Origin of the sequence: Saccharopolyspora spinosa NRRL 18395, assembly GCF_000194155.1 — a bacterium.
GTDB classification, from domain to species: domain Bacteria; phylum Actinomycetota; class Actinomycetes; order Mycobacteriales; family Pseudonocardiaceae; genus Saccharopolyspora; species Saccharopolyspora spinosa.
The window spans coordinates 1,036,334-1,050,364 of sequence record NZ_GL877878.1; the positions used below are offsets into that span (position 1 = coordinate 1,036,334).

The 14,031-nt window shown below is 69.8% G+C and carries 14 protein-coding genes and 1 tRNA gene; 3 read left to right on the top strand and 12 right to left on the bottom strand.

The genetic code is table 11. The features are described from left to right. Window positions 1–3: 3 nt before the first annotated feature. The 4 genes from SSPN_RS0105145 to qcrB form a co-directional block, all read right to left on the bottom strand. Window positions 4–846 (bottom strand): SAM-dependent methyltransferase, encoded by an 843-nt coding sequence (locus tag SSPN_RS0105145; RefSeq protein ID WP_010692724.1) that lies wholly within the window; start codon window positions 844–846, stop codon window positions 4–6. A gap of 67 nt (window positions 847–913) precedes the next feature. Further along, complete coding sequence (locus tag SSPN_RS0105150; protein WP_010692725.1) at window positions 914–1,942, bottom strand: CobW family GTP-binding protein; 1,029 nt, start codon at window positions 1,940–1,942, stop codon at window positions 914–916. A 52-nt stretch (window positions 1,943–1,994) separates the two neighbouring features. Further along, complete coding sequence (locus SSPN_RS0105155) at window positions 1,995–2,912, bottom strand: ribonuclease Z (RefSeq protein WP_010692726.1); 918 nt, start codon at window positions 2,910–2,912, stop codon at window positions 1,995–1,997. Between the two features lie 36 nt (window positions 2,913–2,948). Next, a complete protein-coding gene (gene qcrB, locus SSPN_RS0105160; protein ID WP_029534986.1) occupies window positions 2,949–4,613 on the bottom strand; it encodes a cytochrome bc1 complex cytochrome b subunit in 1,665 nt (554 codons plus the stop codon). A 237-nt stretch (window positions 4,614–4,850) separates the two neighbouring features. On the opposite strand from qcrB, the gene SSPN_RS50425 reads away from it, so the two are divergent. Beyond that, complete coding sequence (locus SSPN_RS50425) at window positions 4,851–5,225, top strand: group II intron maturase-specific domain-containing protein (protein WP_083821604.1); 375 nt, start codon at window positions 4,851–4,853, stop codon at window positions 5,223–5,225. Between the two features lie 501 nt (window positions 5,226–5,726). Here SSPN_RS50425 and SSPN_RS59300 read toward each other — a convergent pair. Next, complete coding sequence (locus SSPN_RS59300; protein ID WP_237710457.1) at window positions 5,727–5,927, bottom strand: hypothetical protein; 201 nt, start codon at window positions 5,925–5,927, stop codon at window positions 5,727–5,729. Window positions 5,928–6,248: 321 nt separating this feature from the next. Here SSPN_RS59300 and SSPN_RS0105170 point away from each other — a divergent pair, with 321 nt between their 5' ends. Continuing rightward, window positions 6,249–6,992, top strand: a complete 744-nt coding sequence (locus tag SSPN_RS0105170; protein WP_029534987.1) for an SDR family oxidoreductase — start codon at window positions 6,249–6,251, stop codon at window positions 6,990–6,992. Here the strand turns inward: SSPN_RS0105170 and SSPN_RS0105175 are convergent. From SSPN_RS0105175 to SSPN_RS0105200, 5 genes are all read right to left on the bottom strand, one after another. Beyond that, the gene (locus tag SSPN_RS0105175) at window positions 6,989–8,131 is read right to left on the bottom strand and encodes an MsnO8 family LLM class oxidoreductase (protein WP_044573395.1); all 1,143 of its coding nucleotides are present in this window, start codon (window positions 8,129–8,131) and stop codon (window positions 6,989–6,991) included. The two genes, SSPN_RS0105170 and SSPN_RS0105175, sit on opposite strands and share 4 nt — an antisense overlap. Before the next feature lie 25 nt (window positions 8,132–8,156). After that, entirely contained in the window at window positions 8,157–9,524 is a 1,368-nt protein-coding gene (locus SSPN_RS0105180; protein ID WP_010692732.1) for an NtaA/DmoA family FMN-dependent monooxygenase, read from the bottom strand. Then, the gene (locus SSPN_RS0105185; RefSeq protein ID WP_029534988.1) at window positions 9,521–10,675 is read right to left on the bottom strand and encodes an LLM class flavin-dependent oxidoreductase; all 1,155 of its coding nucleotides are present in this window, start codon (window positions 10,673–10,675) and stop codon (window positions 9,521–9,523) included. The genes SSPN_RS0105180 and SSPN_RS0105185 overlap by 4 nt, the downstream gene beginning before the upstream one ends. 295 nt (window positions 10,676–10,970) lie before the next feature. Next, entirely contained in the window at window positions 10,971–11,939 is a 969-nt protein-coding gene (gene selD / locus SSPN_RS0105195; RefSeq protein WP_010692734.1) for a selenide, water dikinase SelD, read from the bottom strand. A gap of 36 nt (window positions 11,940–11,975) precedes the next feature. After that, window positions 11,976–12,068: transfer RNA gene (locus SSPN_RS0105200), tRNA-Sec, on the bottom strand. 122 nt (window positions 12,069–12,190) lie between these two features. Here SSPN_RS0105200 and SSPN_RS0105205 point away from each other — a divergent pair. Continuing rightward, on the top strand, window positions 12,191–12,397 hold the full coding sequence (locus SSPN_RS0105205; protein ID WP_010692735.1) for a hypothetical protein: 207 nt from the start codon (window positions 12,191–12,193) through the stop codon (window positions 12,395–12,397). Window positions 12,398–12,413: 16 nt separating this feature from the next. On the opposite strand, the gene SSPN_RS0105210 is transcribed toward SSPN_RS0105205, so the two are convergent. Both SSPN_RS0105210 and SSPN_RS42530 read right to left on the bottom strand, forming a co-directional pair. Continuing rightward, the gene (locus tag SSPN_RS0105210; RefSeq protein ID WP_010692736.1) at window positions 12,414–13,394 is read right to left on the bottom strand and encodes a sigma-70 family RNA polymerase sigma factor; all 981 of its coding nucleotides are present in this window, start codon (window positions 13,392–13,394) and stop codon (window positions 12,414–12,416) included. A 125-nt stretch (window positions 13,395–13,519) separates the two neighbouring features. After that, window positions 13,520–13,966, bottom strand: coding sequence for a siderophore-interacting protein (locus tag SSPN_RS42530; protein WP_010692737.1), 447 nt, complete (start codon window positions 13,964–13,966; stop codon window positions 13,520–13,522). Window positions 13,967–14,031 lie beyond the last annotated feature (65 nt).

Below are 14,031 nucleotides of genomic sequence, written 5' to 3' on the forward strand. Positions count from 1 at the left end.
ACGCTACCCGGGCAGCACGCCCACCCCGGCCACCGCGCGGCTCTCCCGCGCCTGCTTGTCGGTGACCGGCCGGTCGGGCCGCCAGGCCGAGGTGAACACCAGGCCCGGCTCGACCATCTCGTAGCCGTCGAACAGGGCCGCGACCTGCTCCGGGTTGCGCAGGTGCAACGGGTGGGTGCTGGACTGGTATAGCTCGATGGCCTCCACGACCTCGCCCGGCCAGTACTCCGGCGTCAGGCTGTGCGACAGCGCCAGGTAGCTGCCGGGTGCGCACGCCCGCCGGTAACTGGCGATGATCCCGGTCGGGTCATCGGCATCCGGGATGAACGGGAACACGGAGATCATCAGCACCGCCACCGGCCGGGAGAGATCAAGCAACCGCCGGGCGTCGGGGTGGCCCAGCACGAGGTCCGGGTGCCGCAGGTCCGCGCGGATGATGGTGGCCAGGTCGTTGCCCGCGAGCATCCGCTGCGACTGAGCGACCGCCACCGGCTCGTGGTCGACGTAGACGACCCGCGCCGCGGGGTCCAGGCCCTGGGCGATCTCGTGCACGTTGCCGACGGTCGGGATGCCGGAACCGAGGTCGAGGAACTGGCTGACGCCCGCCTCTTCGACCAGGTTCCGCACCGCGCGCTGCAGGAACGCCCGGTTCTCCTGCGCGAACGTGCGGGTCTCGGGCAGCACCGCCAGCACCCGGTCGGCGGCCTCGCGGTCCGCGGCGAAATTGTGCGCCCCGCCCAGGTAGTAGTCGTACATGCGGGCCGGATTGGCGCGGCTGCGGTTTACCCCGGCCAGGCTCGCGAACAGCTCGGCCTGGGCGGGATCCTGCCCCGGATAGCCCTGCATGGCCGCCCCTCCCAGTGTCGCGTCTTGATCGTCTGTAGGCTGCCCGCGCGAGTCCGCTTCCGCAAGGTCAGGAGCGCGTGTACTTCAGCACGTCCAGCATGCTGTGCTCGTCGGACCGGTCCGGTTCGCCCAGGCAAGCGGTCAGGCCGCTGCGGACCCGGTCCTGGTCGAGGCCAGAGCCGATCACCACGAGCTGGGTCCGCCGCGGCTCGTCCCGGCGCCAGCGCGTGCGGTGGAAACGCAGGAAGTCGCCGACGGTGTGCAGGGTGAACTTCTGCCCGTGGCCCGGCGCGCCGAAGTGGACCTGGCCCTTCATCCGGTAGATCCCGGCCGGGCGGTCGTCCAGGAACCGCATCAGCGCCCGCGGATCCACCGGGCTGTCGGCCGTGAACTCCACGCTCTCGTACGCGGCGTGCAGATGCTCGTGGCAGTCGTCGACCGGGTCGGCCAGCAGTTCGTCGAAGGACAGCTGGCGCGCGGTGTCCCGCCGTTCCCGGACCGCTTCGCGGTCGAACAGCAACGTCGGGTCGACGCGGCCGTGGTCGGTCGGCAGGACCGGCTTCCCGTCGGCGAGCCCGCGCACCAGTTCCGCCAGCCGCCGCTGGTCGGACTCGTCGACGCGATCGATCTTGTTCAGCAACACCAGATCGGCGAAGCGCAGGTGCTGGTCGATCTCGGGGTGCCGCCGCCGGGTGGTGTCGAACTCCGCGGCGTCGACCACCTCGACCAGCCCGCCGTAGCCGAGGCGGGGGTTCGCGCTGTTCAGCAGCAGCCGGACCATGCCGCGCGGGTCGGCCAGCCCGCTGGACTCGATCACGATCACGTCGATGTCGCTGCCGGGCCGCGCGAGCTTGGCCAGCAGATCGTCGAGCCCGCGGGCGTCGACGGCGCAGCACAGGCAGCCGTTGCCCAGCGAGACGGTGGAGTCGACCTGGCCCGCGACGCTCAGCGCATCTATGTTGATCTTCCCGAAGTCGTTGACCACGACGCCGATCCGGGCACCCTGCGGGTTGCGCAGCAGGTGGTTCAGGAGACTGGTCTTCCCGGCTCCGAGGAACCCCGCGACGATGACCACCGGGATCGGTTGCCGAACCAAGGAACCTGCCTTCCGCGCGATGACTGCCCGCCCGGCAGCATATCGGCACGCCTCAACGGCGCCGCGGCACCGGGACCCGCTGCAGATCTTCGGCCACGACCACCGTGCCGTCGAAGACCGCCGCGGCCTCGTCATGGAAGCGCTGCGGGTCCGAGTAGCGCTGCGAGAAGTGCGTCAGCACCAGGCAGCGCACACCGCACTCGGCGGCGACCCGGGCCGCCTGGGCGGCGGTGAGGTGGCGGTACTCGTCGGCCAGCCGCGCGTCCTCGTCCAGGAACGTGGATTCGATCACCAGCAGATCGGCGCCGTCGGCGACGGTGAACACGCCATCGCACAGCCGGGTGTCCATCACGAACCCGAACCGCTGACCGGGGCGCGGCTCGCTGACCTCCTCCAGCGCGACCAGGCGGCCGCTGTCCAAGCGGAGCGTGCGCTCCCGCTGGAGCTTCCCGATGGCGGCCCCGCGCACTCCCAACTCGGCCAACCGCTCGGGCGCCATGCGCCGGCTGTCCGGCTCCACCAGCCGGTAACCGAACGTCTCGATGCGGTGGTCCAGCCGCACCGCCTCCAGCCTGCCGAACGGGCCGGTGGCGATCGTGCCCTCCTGCTCGATCGGCCGCTCCTGCAGGTCAACGACCTCGTCGAACGCTGAGGCGTAGCGAAGGTTGCGGAAGAAACCGGCGCCGCCGGCCGGGAAGTGCGCGTGCACCGGCCGCCGCAACCGGTCCAGCGAGAGCCGCTGGACCACTCCCGGCACCCCCAGACAGTGGTCGCCGTGGAAGTGGCTGATGCAGATCCGGTCGATGTCGTGCGCGCTGACCCCAGCGTGGATCATCTGGCGCTGAGCGCCTTCGCCGGGATCGAAGAGGAAGCCGGTGCCGTCCCAGCGCAGCAGGTAGCCGTTGTGGTTGCGAGACCGCGTAGGCGCTTGGCTCGCCGTGCCGAGCACCACCAGTTCCCGATTGGACACGCGCGCACCCTACGGCAACGGCCGGGACAACGCCGATCACCGTTCGGGCGCCTGCGGGCGGCCCGAACGGAGTTCGACCTCGGCCTCCCTGGCGGCGCGCTCCTCCTCGGCCTCCCCGCGGCGGGCGGAGTCGAGCGCCTCGGTCTCCTCGCGCGGATCCGGTATCAGCAGGCTGCCGGGCACCGACCGGCCGGCGGCACCGAGCTGGTTCATCTTCTTCGGCACCGGGGTGGCCTGGTAAGGCAGCGGCTCGGGGTGGCCGTGTTCGTCGACGGGGCCGAGCGGCTGGTGGACCTCGATGAACTCGCCGTGCGGTAGGCGCTTGATGATGCCGGTCTCCACGCCGTGCTCGAGGACCTCGCGGTCGGTGCGTTGCAGGCCCAGGCAGATCCGGTAGGTCACGTAGTAGGCGATCGGCGGCGCGAGCAGCACGCCGATCCGGCCCGCCCAGGTGGTCATGTTCAACGACAACCCGAACTGGAAGGCGATGACGTCGTTCACCCCGGACAGCAGCACCACCAGGAAGAACGTGATTGCCATCATGCCCAGCGCGGTCCGCACCGGCGCGTCGCGCGGTCGCTGCAGCAGGTTGTGGTGCCCGGTGTCGCCGCTGAGCTTGCGCTCCAGGAACGGGTAGATGATCGCCACGGTGAACACCAGGCCCAGCCCGACGACGAGCGGGAAGAACACCGCCGGAATCATGTACGGGCCCAGGTAGACCTCCCACGGCGGCCACAACCGCCCCATGCCGTCGGTCCAGATCATGTACCAGTCGGGCTGGGAGGCCGCCGAGATCATCGATGCCACGTAAGGGCCGAAGTTCCAGATCGCGTTGATCTGGAAGATGCCGCTCATGATCGCCAGCACGCCGGTGATGATCAGGAACAGCCCGGTGCTCTTGACCGCGAACACCGGCATGATCCGCACGCCCTCCACATTGGACTCAGTGCGCTTCGGGCCGGGGTACTGGGTGTGCTTCTGGTACCAGACGATCGCCAGGTGCGCCGCCACCAGGCCGAGGATGAGGCCGGGCAGCAGGAACACGTGGAACAGGTAGAACCGCGGGATGATCTCGGTTCCGGGGAATTCCCCGCCGAAGAGCATCCACTGCAGCCAGGTGCCGATGACCGGGACGGAGAGCACGATGCCGGAGGCGATCCGCAGCCCGGTGCCGGACAGCAGGTCATCGGGCAGCGAGTAGCCGATGAAGCCCTCGAACATGCCCAGGAAGAACAGCAGGATGCCGATGGTCCAGTTCACCTCGCGTGGGCGGCGGAACGCGCCGGTGAAGAAGATCCGGAACATGTGCGCCACGATCGCGGCCATGAAGATCAGCGCGGCCCAGTGGTGCAGCTGGCGCGCGAACAGCCCGCCGCGGACTTCGAAGGAGATGTCGAGCGTGCTCTCGAACGCCCGCGACATCGTCACGCCGCGCAGGTTGTTGAACACGCCGTTGTAGGTCACCTCGGTCATCGACGGGTCGAAGAACCAGGCGAGGTAGGTGCCGGTGAGCACCAGGATGACGAAGCTGTAGAGCGCGAGCTCGCCGAGCAGGAACGACCAGTTCGACGGGAAGACCTTGCTGATCTGTCGCCGCAACCCGGGAGCCAGGCGGAATCGCTGGTCCGCCTCGTCCGCCTGGTCGCGGATCCTCCGGAACAGTTTGCTCTCGGGCTTGGTCGGTTGCGTCAACCTGCTCATGTCGGCTCCCGGCACCGCGTCCCGAGCCGCCGATGGGGATCCTGTGCTGCCGGTTCCGCGAACTCCCGCCGAACGGCTGGGCGAAACGACATTGCGCGGCTACGAGCGTACTGCGTCCGTGGGCCCCCGGCAGCCGAATGGGCGTCCGATTGCTTCGCCCGGGGCACTTGTCAGCTCCGGCCGGACCCGATAGCGGTCTGGACATCCGACATCCGACATACATCCGACATCTGACGTCTGACTCGCCGAAACGCATCCGCTACCTGCTCGACCAGGACGGCGCCTACCGGGGTCACGCACCAGAGCGCGGACAGCCTGTTCCGCCAACTCGGCTCCATCACCCGAGGCTGGTGCCAATACTTCCGGCACGGCTCATCCAGCACCGCCTACAACCACCTGCAGAACTACATGTGGTGGCGGGTCTGGCGCTGGTTCGGGAAGAAACATCCGAAAACCAGCAAACGCCGTATCATCCGCCGTTACTACAACGGATGGAAACCGGAATTCAACGGGGTCAGGCTCTACGAACCCACCAGGATGACGATCAAACGATACCGTTATCGCGGTATCCGTATCCCAACCCCGTGGACCACACCGGAACTCGCCCACTGAGGACTTGTGGAGAGCCCGGTGCGGGGAAACTCGCACGCCGGGTTCGGGAGGGCGACCCCCGGGAAACAGACCCGGAGCAATCCGGACACTGCGCCCGGGGGTCGATCCCCACCGGGTGGATGGTGGGGCGACCGAGCTGGGCAACATGGTGATGCTCTGCAGTCACCATCACCGGACCCTGCACACCCAGCGATGGGAAATCGAAATAAGAGACCGGCGACCGGTGTTCATCCCACCGCCCACAGTGGACCCCAGGCGAATACCGCGACCAGGCGGTAGAGCCCTACCCACCCAACACCGCGAACACCTCCGGGACCTCATCCCCGCACAGCGGCGCCCGGCGGGCGAACCACGACGCCCTTCAGTGTTCTCGGTCGGTACCTGTGGGGTCGGTGTTGTTGTGCGGCGGCTGCCTTCAGTGCGGTGAGATAGTGGACCACGGCTGGTCGGGTCTCGGTGCCTCGCGGTCTGGACTGAGGCGACTGGCTAGTGGAGCGGCGCTCAGGCTGTGTGCGCTTCCGACACCACCAGCGGGGTTCCCTGCATGCAGGTCGTGACCATGCCCGGCTCGATCCTGCCGCGGACCACTGCCGTCACACCAGGACGCAGCTCGGGCGGCGGGTGCACCAGCAGGTACTCCCGGTCGTCGGCGCTCAGGACCAGGCAGCTGTGTTCGACTCCGTTCCGCACTTCGCCGCGCACCGTCACCTCCGTTCCCGCCACCTGAGCGACGGGCGGCGACGCGGCGGGCGCGCTGTTCGGGGGATTCGCGGGCGGCTCGCCGCAGCCTGCAACCGCGATGAGCGTGGCGAGTAACGCCGGGTAGCACCAGGCGGTCCGCGAAGCTGGTGGCCCCAGAAGCACAGTGCGCACGTTATGGGTGTGCCCGGGTGCGGCCCGCGCCAACCGTCCGAACTCCGTCGAAGGTCCACTGGGGATGGTCGGGTCACCGATCGTTGCTTCCGGGCGCGGTCGCTGCGTGAGGTATCAATGAGCCCGTTGGCAATCGCGACGGGAGGGCTGATGAACGACATGCGAGTCGCAGTGGTGACCGGGGCCGGATCCGGTGTGGGGCGGGAGATCGCGCAGGCGCTGCTCGGCGCGGGCTACCGGGTGGCGCTGGCGGGCCGACGGCCGGAGCCGTTGCAGGAGACCGCGCAGGGCTCCGCCGCCGCCCGAGTGGTACCGACCGACGTCAGCGACCCGGAGTCGGTCGCCGCGCTGTTCGAGGGCGTGCGCGACGCGTGGAGCCGGGTCGACCTGCTGGTCAACAACGCGGGCACCTTCGGCACCGCCGGTTCGGTCGGCGAACTGTCCTATCCGGACTGGCAGGACGTCGTGCAGGCCAACCTGACCGGCTCGTTCCTGTGCGCGCACCAGGCCTTCCGGATCATGCGGGACCAGGATCCGCAGGGCGGCCGGATCATCAACAACGGTTCCATCTCCGCGCACAGCCCGCGGCCGCGCAGTGTCGCCTACACCGCGACCAAGCACGCCATCACGGGCCTGACCAAGTCGATCTCGCTGGACGGTCGGCCCTACGGCATCGCCTGCGGGCAGATCGACATCGGCAACGCGGCCACCGAGATGACCTCGGGCATCGCCACCGGCGCGGTGCAGGCGGACGGCTCGGTGCGCCCCGAACCGACCTTCGACGCCCGGCACGTCGCCGACGCCGTGCTCTACATGGCGGGTCTGCCGCTGAACACGAACGTGCAGTTCCTGACCATCACCGCCACCGCGATGCCCTTCATCGGACGCGGTTAGGACTCCAGCCAGGCCTTGGCGAGCAGTTCGTAGGAGCGGACCCGGTCGGCGTGGTCGTGGGTGGTCGTGGTTATCACGAGCTCGTCGGCGGCGGTGGCGTCGCGCAACGTCGCAAGCTTGCGCACCACCGTCTCCGGCGAGCCCACGACCTGCGTGTCCAGCCGGTCGGCGACGATTTCCCGCGCCTGGACTGTCCACGGGAACTCGGCTGCTTCGGCCGGGCTGGGGTACGGGATCACGCCCTCTCCGGCGCGGATGCTGTGCACCCACGGCCCGTAGGGGATGGCGAGCTCCCGGGCCTGCTCGTCGGTGTCGGCCACCACCACGTCCGCCGACACCACGACGTGCGGGCGGGCCAGCTTCGCGGATGCGGTGAAGTCGTCCCGGTAGGCGGCGACCGCCTCCAACACCGTTGATGGGCTGACGTGGTAGTTCGCCGCGAACGGCAGGCCCAGCGAACCCGCCGCGGCCGAGCTCTGCCCGGCGCTGGACCCGAGGACCCAGACGTCGAGATCGGCACCTTCGACCGGCAGCGCGTGCAGCGGTTCGCCGCTTGCGGACCGGAATCCGCCCTCGACGAACTGGAGGATCTGCTCGACCTGGGCTCGGTAGTCCAGTGGTGATTCCGCGGGCTCGCCGGTACTGAGCAGCCGTTGCTGCTCCTCGATGCGCGCCACGAACCGCTCCGATCTGGCCAGCGCGCGCGGCTTGGGCGGGATCAGCAGCCCGTCCACCACCTTGGCCTCGGGCGCCGGCCCGTCGGCGGGACCGGCGAACCGGCGCACCAGCTCCCGGCTGCGCAGCAGGCCGGAGCGCCCCAGCCCTAGGTCGACGCGGCCCGGGTGCAGCTGGGCGATCGTGCCGAACTGCTCGGCGACCACCAGCGGGGGGTGGTGCCCCAGCAGAACCGCCGCCGAACCCACCCGGATCCGCCTGGTCGCGCCCGCGATCAGCGCGATCAGCACCGCCGGCGCCGAGGAGGCGACGCCGCGCACGAGGTGGTGTTCGGCCACCCAGTAGCGGCGGTAGCCGAGGTGTTCGGTGCGCTGCGCGAGGTCGATGGTGTTGCGCAAGGCGTCGGCCGAGGTCTGCCCGGACGGGACGGGCGACAGGTCGAGGACGGACAGCGGGGTGGGCATCAGTGCGACCTCCAAGCCGACCCGGTCATGAGGCGGTCTTCGTGCTGCGGTGGGGGTCTGCCCCTGGCGGCAGCCCGAGGTTCTCGCGCAGCGTCGTGCCCGGGTACTCGGTGCGGTACACGCCCCGTTCCTGCAGCAGCGGGACCACGGCGTCGACGAACTCGTCGAGGCCACCGGGGGTGAGGTGCGGGACGAGGATGAAGCCGTCTGAGGCGTCTTCCTGCACGAACCGGTTCATCGTCTCGGCCACGGTCTCCGGCGTGCCGATGAACGACTGCCGGGCGGTGACCTCGATGATCAGCTCCCGGATGGACAGCTGCTTGGCCTCGGCGACTTCGCGCCACCGCCGGGCGATGGCGATCGGGTCGCGGTGTCGCCGGGAGCTGGCCCGCCCCTTGGTGATCGCATCGGCGCCGACCACCGGATCGAACTCGGGCAGCGGTCCGTCGGGGTCGAAGCCGCCGAGGTCGGTGTTCCAGAGCTGTTCCAGGAATCGGATGGCGGTCTGGCCGCTGACCTGTTGGTGCCGGATGTGCGCGGCGCGTTCGTGGGCTTCCGCGTCGGTGTCCCCGAGTACCACGGTTGTCGCCGGGAACACCAGGAGCTCGCCGCGGGACCGGCCGTGCCGGGCAAGCCTGCCCTTGACGTCCGCGTAGAACTCCTTGCCCGCCTCCAGGGTTCCGTGGCCGGTGAAGATCGCGTCAGCGGCCGAGGCGGCGAACTCGCGGCCCGCATCGGAATCCCCGGCCTGGAAGATGACCGGACGGCCCTGCGGGCTGCGGGGCACGTTGAAGCGGCCCGCGATGTCGAAGTGCGCGTCGCGGAGCGCGAAGGAGCCGGCCCGCGGGTCTTTCAGGAAGACCCCGGAGCCCTTGTCGGCGATGATCTCGTCGCCTCGCCAGGAGTCGAAGAGCTCGCACGCGGAGCGCAGGAACCGCTCGGCGCGTTCGTAGCGCTGGTCCTCCGGCAGGAAGCCGCCGCGCCGGAAGTTCTCGCCGGTGAACGCATCCCACGACGTGACGACGTTCCAGGCCGCCCGGCCGCCGGAGAGGTGGTCGAGGCTGGCGAACTGCCGGGCCACCTCGTACGGCTCGTTGAACGTCGAGTTGATGGTGCCCGCCAGTCCGAGATGCTCGGTGACGGCGGCCAGCCCGGCGAGCACTGTGAAGGTGTCCGGGCGGCCCACGACGTCCAGGTCGTAGATCTTCCCGGCGTGTTCGCGCAGCCGCAATCCCTCGGCGAGGAACAGGAAATCGAACTTCCCGCGCTCGGCGGTTCGGGCCAGGTGCGTGAACGAGGAGAACTCGATCTGGCTCAGCGAAGCCGGATCGCTCCACACCGTGGTGTTGTTGACGCCTGGGAAGTGCGCGGCCAGGTGAATCTGCTTGCTCACAGGTGTCCTCCGGCGGTAGCGGCATAGCGGCTGGCTGGCCGGTGCAGGCCGAACAACCCGCGCAGCGTGCTGGCCTCGTAGGCGGTGCGGAAGGCTCCGCGTCGTTGCAGCTCTGGGACGAGGCCGCGGGTGATCGCAGTGAGGTCGTGCGGGATGGCGCCGGGCCGCAACCGGAATCCGGAGAGCCCCGCCTCGGCCCAGGAGAGCAGCCGATCGGCTAGTCCGGCCGCGCTTCCGGTGAACACCGCGGCGTCCGAGGTGAACACCGCGCCATCGAGCTCGTCCAGCCGGTCCTTCCGTTCGGCCGCGCGTTCGCCGAGGAACACGACCAGATCGCCGAACACCTGCGGGCCGCGCCCGGAATTCGGTTGTTCGGCGCGGATTCGGTCGGTGATGATCCGCGCCTGCTCTGCGTCGTGCGGGGTGGTGAAGATGACGTCCGCGGCGCGGGTGGCGAACCGGTGCGCGGCGGCCTCCGCGGCTAGGGCCGTCACCAGCGGCTGGCCCTGCGGCGGACGTGGCGTGATCGACGGCCCCTTGACGTCGAACCACTTCCCGGCGAAGTCGATGTAGTGCAGCTTTTCGCGGTCGATGAACCGGCCGGTCGCGACGTCGCGGATCTCGGCGTCGTCCTCCCAGCTGTCCCACAGCCGGCGGACCACCTCGACGTAGTCGGCGGCCTCGTCGAAGAGCTCTGCGGGGTCCACCTCGCGCCGACCGAAGTGCGCGGCCTCGCTGCGTCGGTCCGAAACCTGCACCTGCCAACCCGCGCGGCCGGCGCTGATGTAGTCCAGGCTGGCGACCGCCTTGGAGATGTGGAACGGCTCGGTGTGTGTGACGACGGCGCTGGGCACCAGGCCGATGTGCGTGGTGCGGGGCGCGACGCGAGAGGCGATCAGGCCCGCGTCGAGCCGCCCGCGCACCTGGTCGGTCCGGTCGTCCGGGCCGTCGCCGAGGGTCGACTGCGGGCCGAGCGAGTCCTCGATCGTGACGAAGTCGAGCAGGCCGTGCTCAGCTTCCCGCACGACGTCGACCCAGTACCCGGCGGTGAAGATCTCGGCACCGCGAGCGGATTCATCCCGCCACGCGGCTGGATGCCAGCCGGTGCCGTCCAGCGCCACCGCGAGGTGCAGGTTCGGTCGTGGTGCCATCTGCAGGTCCTTCCTGCCGCGCGAAGACGAATCCACAGTGGATCGTCAGGTGGGGGAGCGTTCGCGAAGCGGCGCCGGGAACCGGCGGCGAACGGTGACCGGCGAAAGAGGCCGGGATGATGTGCGGGGCTTCGGGAGCTCAGTGCCGCGGACAGGCGGCGGAGGTGACCCGGAGGAGGTCGACGTGGTCCCTGGTGACCAACTGCACCGACTGCGCCATGACATGAACGCTAGAAGCGTCGTGGGTAAGCGTCAACGGATCGCCCCGACTGCCCACGATGTGGGCGGGGAATGCTCAGCGCAGCGAGATCGTCGCGGTACCGGCGGGCAGCACCCGGCCGATCACCGGCGCGCCCGGGATCTCGCCGACCACGAGCAGGCCGCCCGAGGTTTGGGCGTCGGCGAGGAGCAGCAGGTCTTCTCCCGATGTCGAACCGGGATCGAGGTGGGGGAGGACCCAGTCGAGGTTCCGGCGGGTGCCGCCGCTGACGAACCCGGCCCGCACCGCGTCCCGCGCGCCGTCGAGGTACGGCACGGCGGCGACGTCGATTTCGGCGGCGGTCCCGGACGCGCGCATGGTCTTGAACAGGTGGCCCAGCAGACCGAACCCGGTGACGTCGGTCGCGCACACCACCCCGGCCCGCACCGCAGCGACCGCGGCGTCGCGGTTCAGCGTCGTCATCGCCTCGATCGCCTGCTCGAAGCGTTCCCCGGTGCGTTTGTGCCGGGTGTTGAGCACGCCGATGCCCAGCGGTTTCGTCAGCGACAGCGGCAGGCCCGGCCGCGCGGTGTCGTTGCGCAGCAACCGATCGGGGTCGACGATGCCGGTGGCCGCCAGGCCGTACTTCGGTTCGGGATCGTCGACGCTGTGCCCACCGCCGATGTGGCAGCCCCCCTCGGCGGCCAGCTCGAACGGCAGCACACCGCGCGGCCAGCCCAGGAGGTTGACCGCGAGGACCGGAGTGCCGCCCATCGCGTACACATCGGACAGTGCGTTGGCGGCGGCGATGCGGCCCCAGTCGTAGGGATCGTCGACGACAGGTGTGAAGAAGTCCGTGGTGGCCACGATCGCGAGCCCGCCGTCGGCGCGCACCACTGCCGCGTCGTCACCGGTCGCCAGACCGACGATCAGGTCCGAGTTCGGCCGTTCGACGGCGGGGGCCAGGCCGCTGACGATCGACTCCAGCTCGCCGGGCGGGATCTTGCAGGCGCAGCCGCCGCCGTGCGCGTACTGGGTCAGGCGAATCGGTTCGGACCCGGTCATGTCCCCATTGCAGCACGTCGGAGCCTGCTCCACAGGCGGAGACGGACGGGAATCGAACCCGCCGCACCGAGGTGCTCGGTGCCATCGGCTTTGAAGGCCGAGGGGGCCACCAGGCGCCCATACGTCTCCGCCGCCACTGTAGCCCCGCGTGCGCCCGCGCACCTGCCGGTCGACGGTGTCCTTTGTGGACGAACGTCGGTGAGCTCGGCGACTTCCGGCTGGTGCCGCGTCGGCGATCTTAGGATGTCGGCGTGCCGTTCGCAAAGACTGCCGACCAAGCCGAGATCTACTACCAGGCGCGGAGTTCTGGCGAACCGCTGGTGCTGTTGAGCGGGCAGGCGAACACGCACCACTGGTGGGACAACCGCCAACGGAACAAGCAGGCGGCGCAACGCCGTTGGCCGTTGACGTGTCAAGAACGATTGCACGCCTGTTCGACGCGCCGCGGCCCGCGGTGATCCCGGCCAGCCGCGCTCACTGGGGGTAGGTGTCGGGCAGCCCGAAGGACGGGAACAGGCTGACGTCGAAGAACGTGACGGCGTGCTTGACCTTCGCGCCGTCGAATTCGAGCACCTGCAGGTGGAACGGGCGGAACACGCCGTCGGGCTGGCGCATGTAGACGCCGAAGGCGACCTGGCCGTTCGCCCGGGCCGGCAGCAGCCGCATGTCGTCCGGGCCGGCCGGGCACTTTAGGTCGACCAGCACGCCGATCTGCTCGGCACCACTCACCCAGTTGGTGAACGGCGGCATCTCCCAGATGGCGTCCTCGGTGAACATCTGCACGATGCGGGAGATGTCCTTGGCCTCGAACGCCGCCACATAGCGCTCCAGCATCCGCCGCTGTTCAGCGGTCAGTGGCTCGCGGGTGTCGTCCTCGGACGGCTTGACCTGGTCCAGCTGCGCCCGGGCGCGCTGCAGGGAGCTGTTGACCGCGGCGGTGCTGGTGTCGAGTGCTTCCGCAACCTCGGCGGCCTTCCACTTCAGCACGTCGCGGAGGATCAGCACCGCGCGCTGCCGGGCGGGCAGGTGCTGAAGGGCGGCGATGAAGGCCAACCGGGTGCTCTCCCGCGCGCTGACGATCGCCGCCGGGTCCGTGTGGTCGTCGGTGATCATGGCGTCCGGGATGGGCTCCAGCCACGGCACCTCGGGCAGCTCGACCAGCTCGTCGCGGGATGGGTCGCTGGGACCGCCCAGGCCGGTCGGCAGCGGCCGGCGCTTCCGGTTCTCCAGCGCGGTCAAGCAGGTGGTGGTGGCGATCCGGTAGAGCCAGGTGCGTAGCGACGACCGGCCCTCGAACCGGTCGTAGCCGCGCCAAGCGCGCAGGTAGGTCTCCTGCACGAGGTCCTCGGCGTCGTGCAGCGAGCCGAGCATCCGGTAGCAGTGCGCCAGCAGTTCCCGCCGGTACGGGTCGGCCTGCGCGACGAAATCGTCGGTGACCGTGGTGGTGGCGGCCATGACTACGCCCTTTCGGCTTCCTGTGCTGCTGCTTCGGGACGCCCCGTACTGCGCCGACCGGCAGATGGGGTGTCGAAAGGCACAGTATCGGATACCACCGACAGGACGGTCCGATTCGCCGAGCGTCAGAAGCGTCCTTCGCGCCAGTAGCCCATGAACGCGACCGCCTGCTTCGGGATGCCGTAGTCGCTCACCAGCATCCGGCGCAGGCGCTTGATCACGGCCGCCTCGCCGGCCAGCCAGCCGTAGAAGCGGCTGGGGGAGGCGGTGTCCTCGGGCACCTCCCACAACGGCGAGACGTCCACGTCGACATCGTCGAGTTCGGCCGCGCCGCCGAGCGTTCGCGGGTGCAGTTCGTCCAGCGCCGCGGCGACGCCTTCCTCCAGCAGCTTGCCGTGCGGCTGTGCCGCGCGGCGGGGGAACCAGCGCACTTCGACGCCGTCGGGCACGCGCCAGTCCTGCCGGTCGTGCTCCTCGGGTACTTCGAGGCAGACGATGCCGCGCGCGCACGGCGGGAGCGTTTCGACGATCGCGGCGACGGCGGGTACGGCGGTCTCGTCGCCGGCGAGCACCAGGTGGCTAGCCGGGCATTCCGCACATGAGGGTTGATCAACTCGGCCTGGTCGTCATGTTCTGG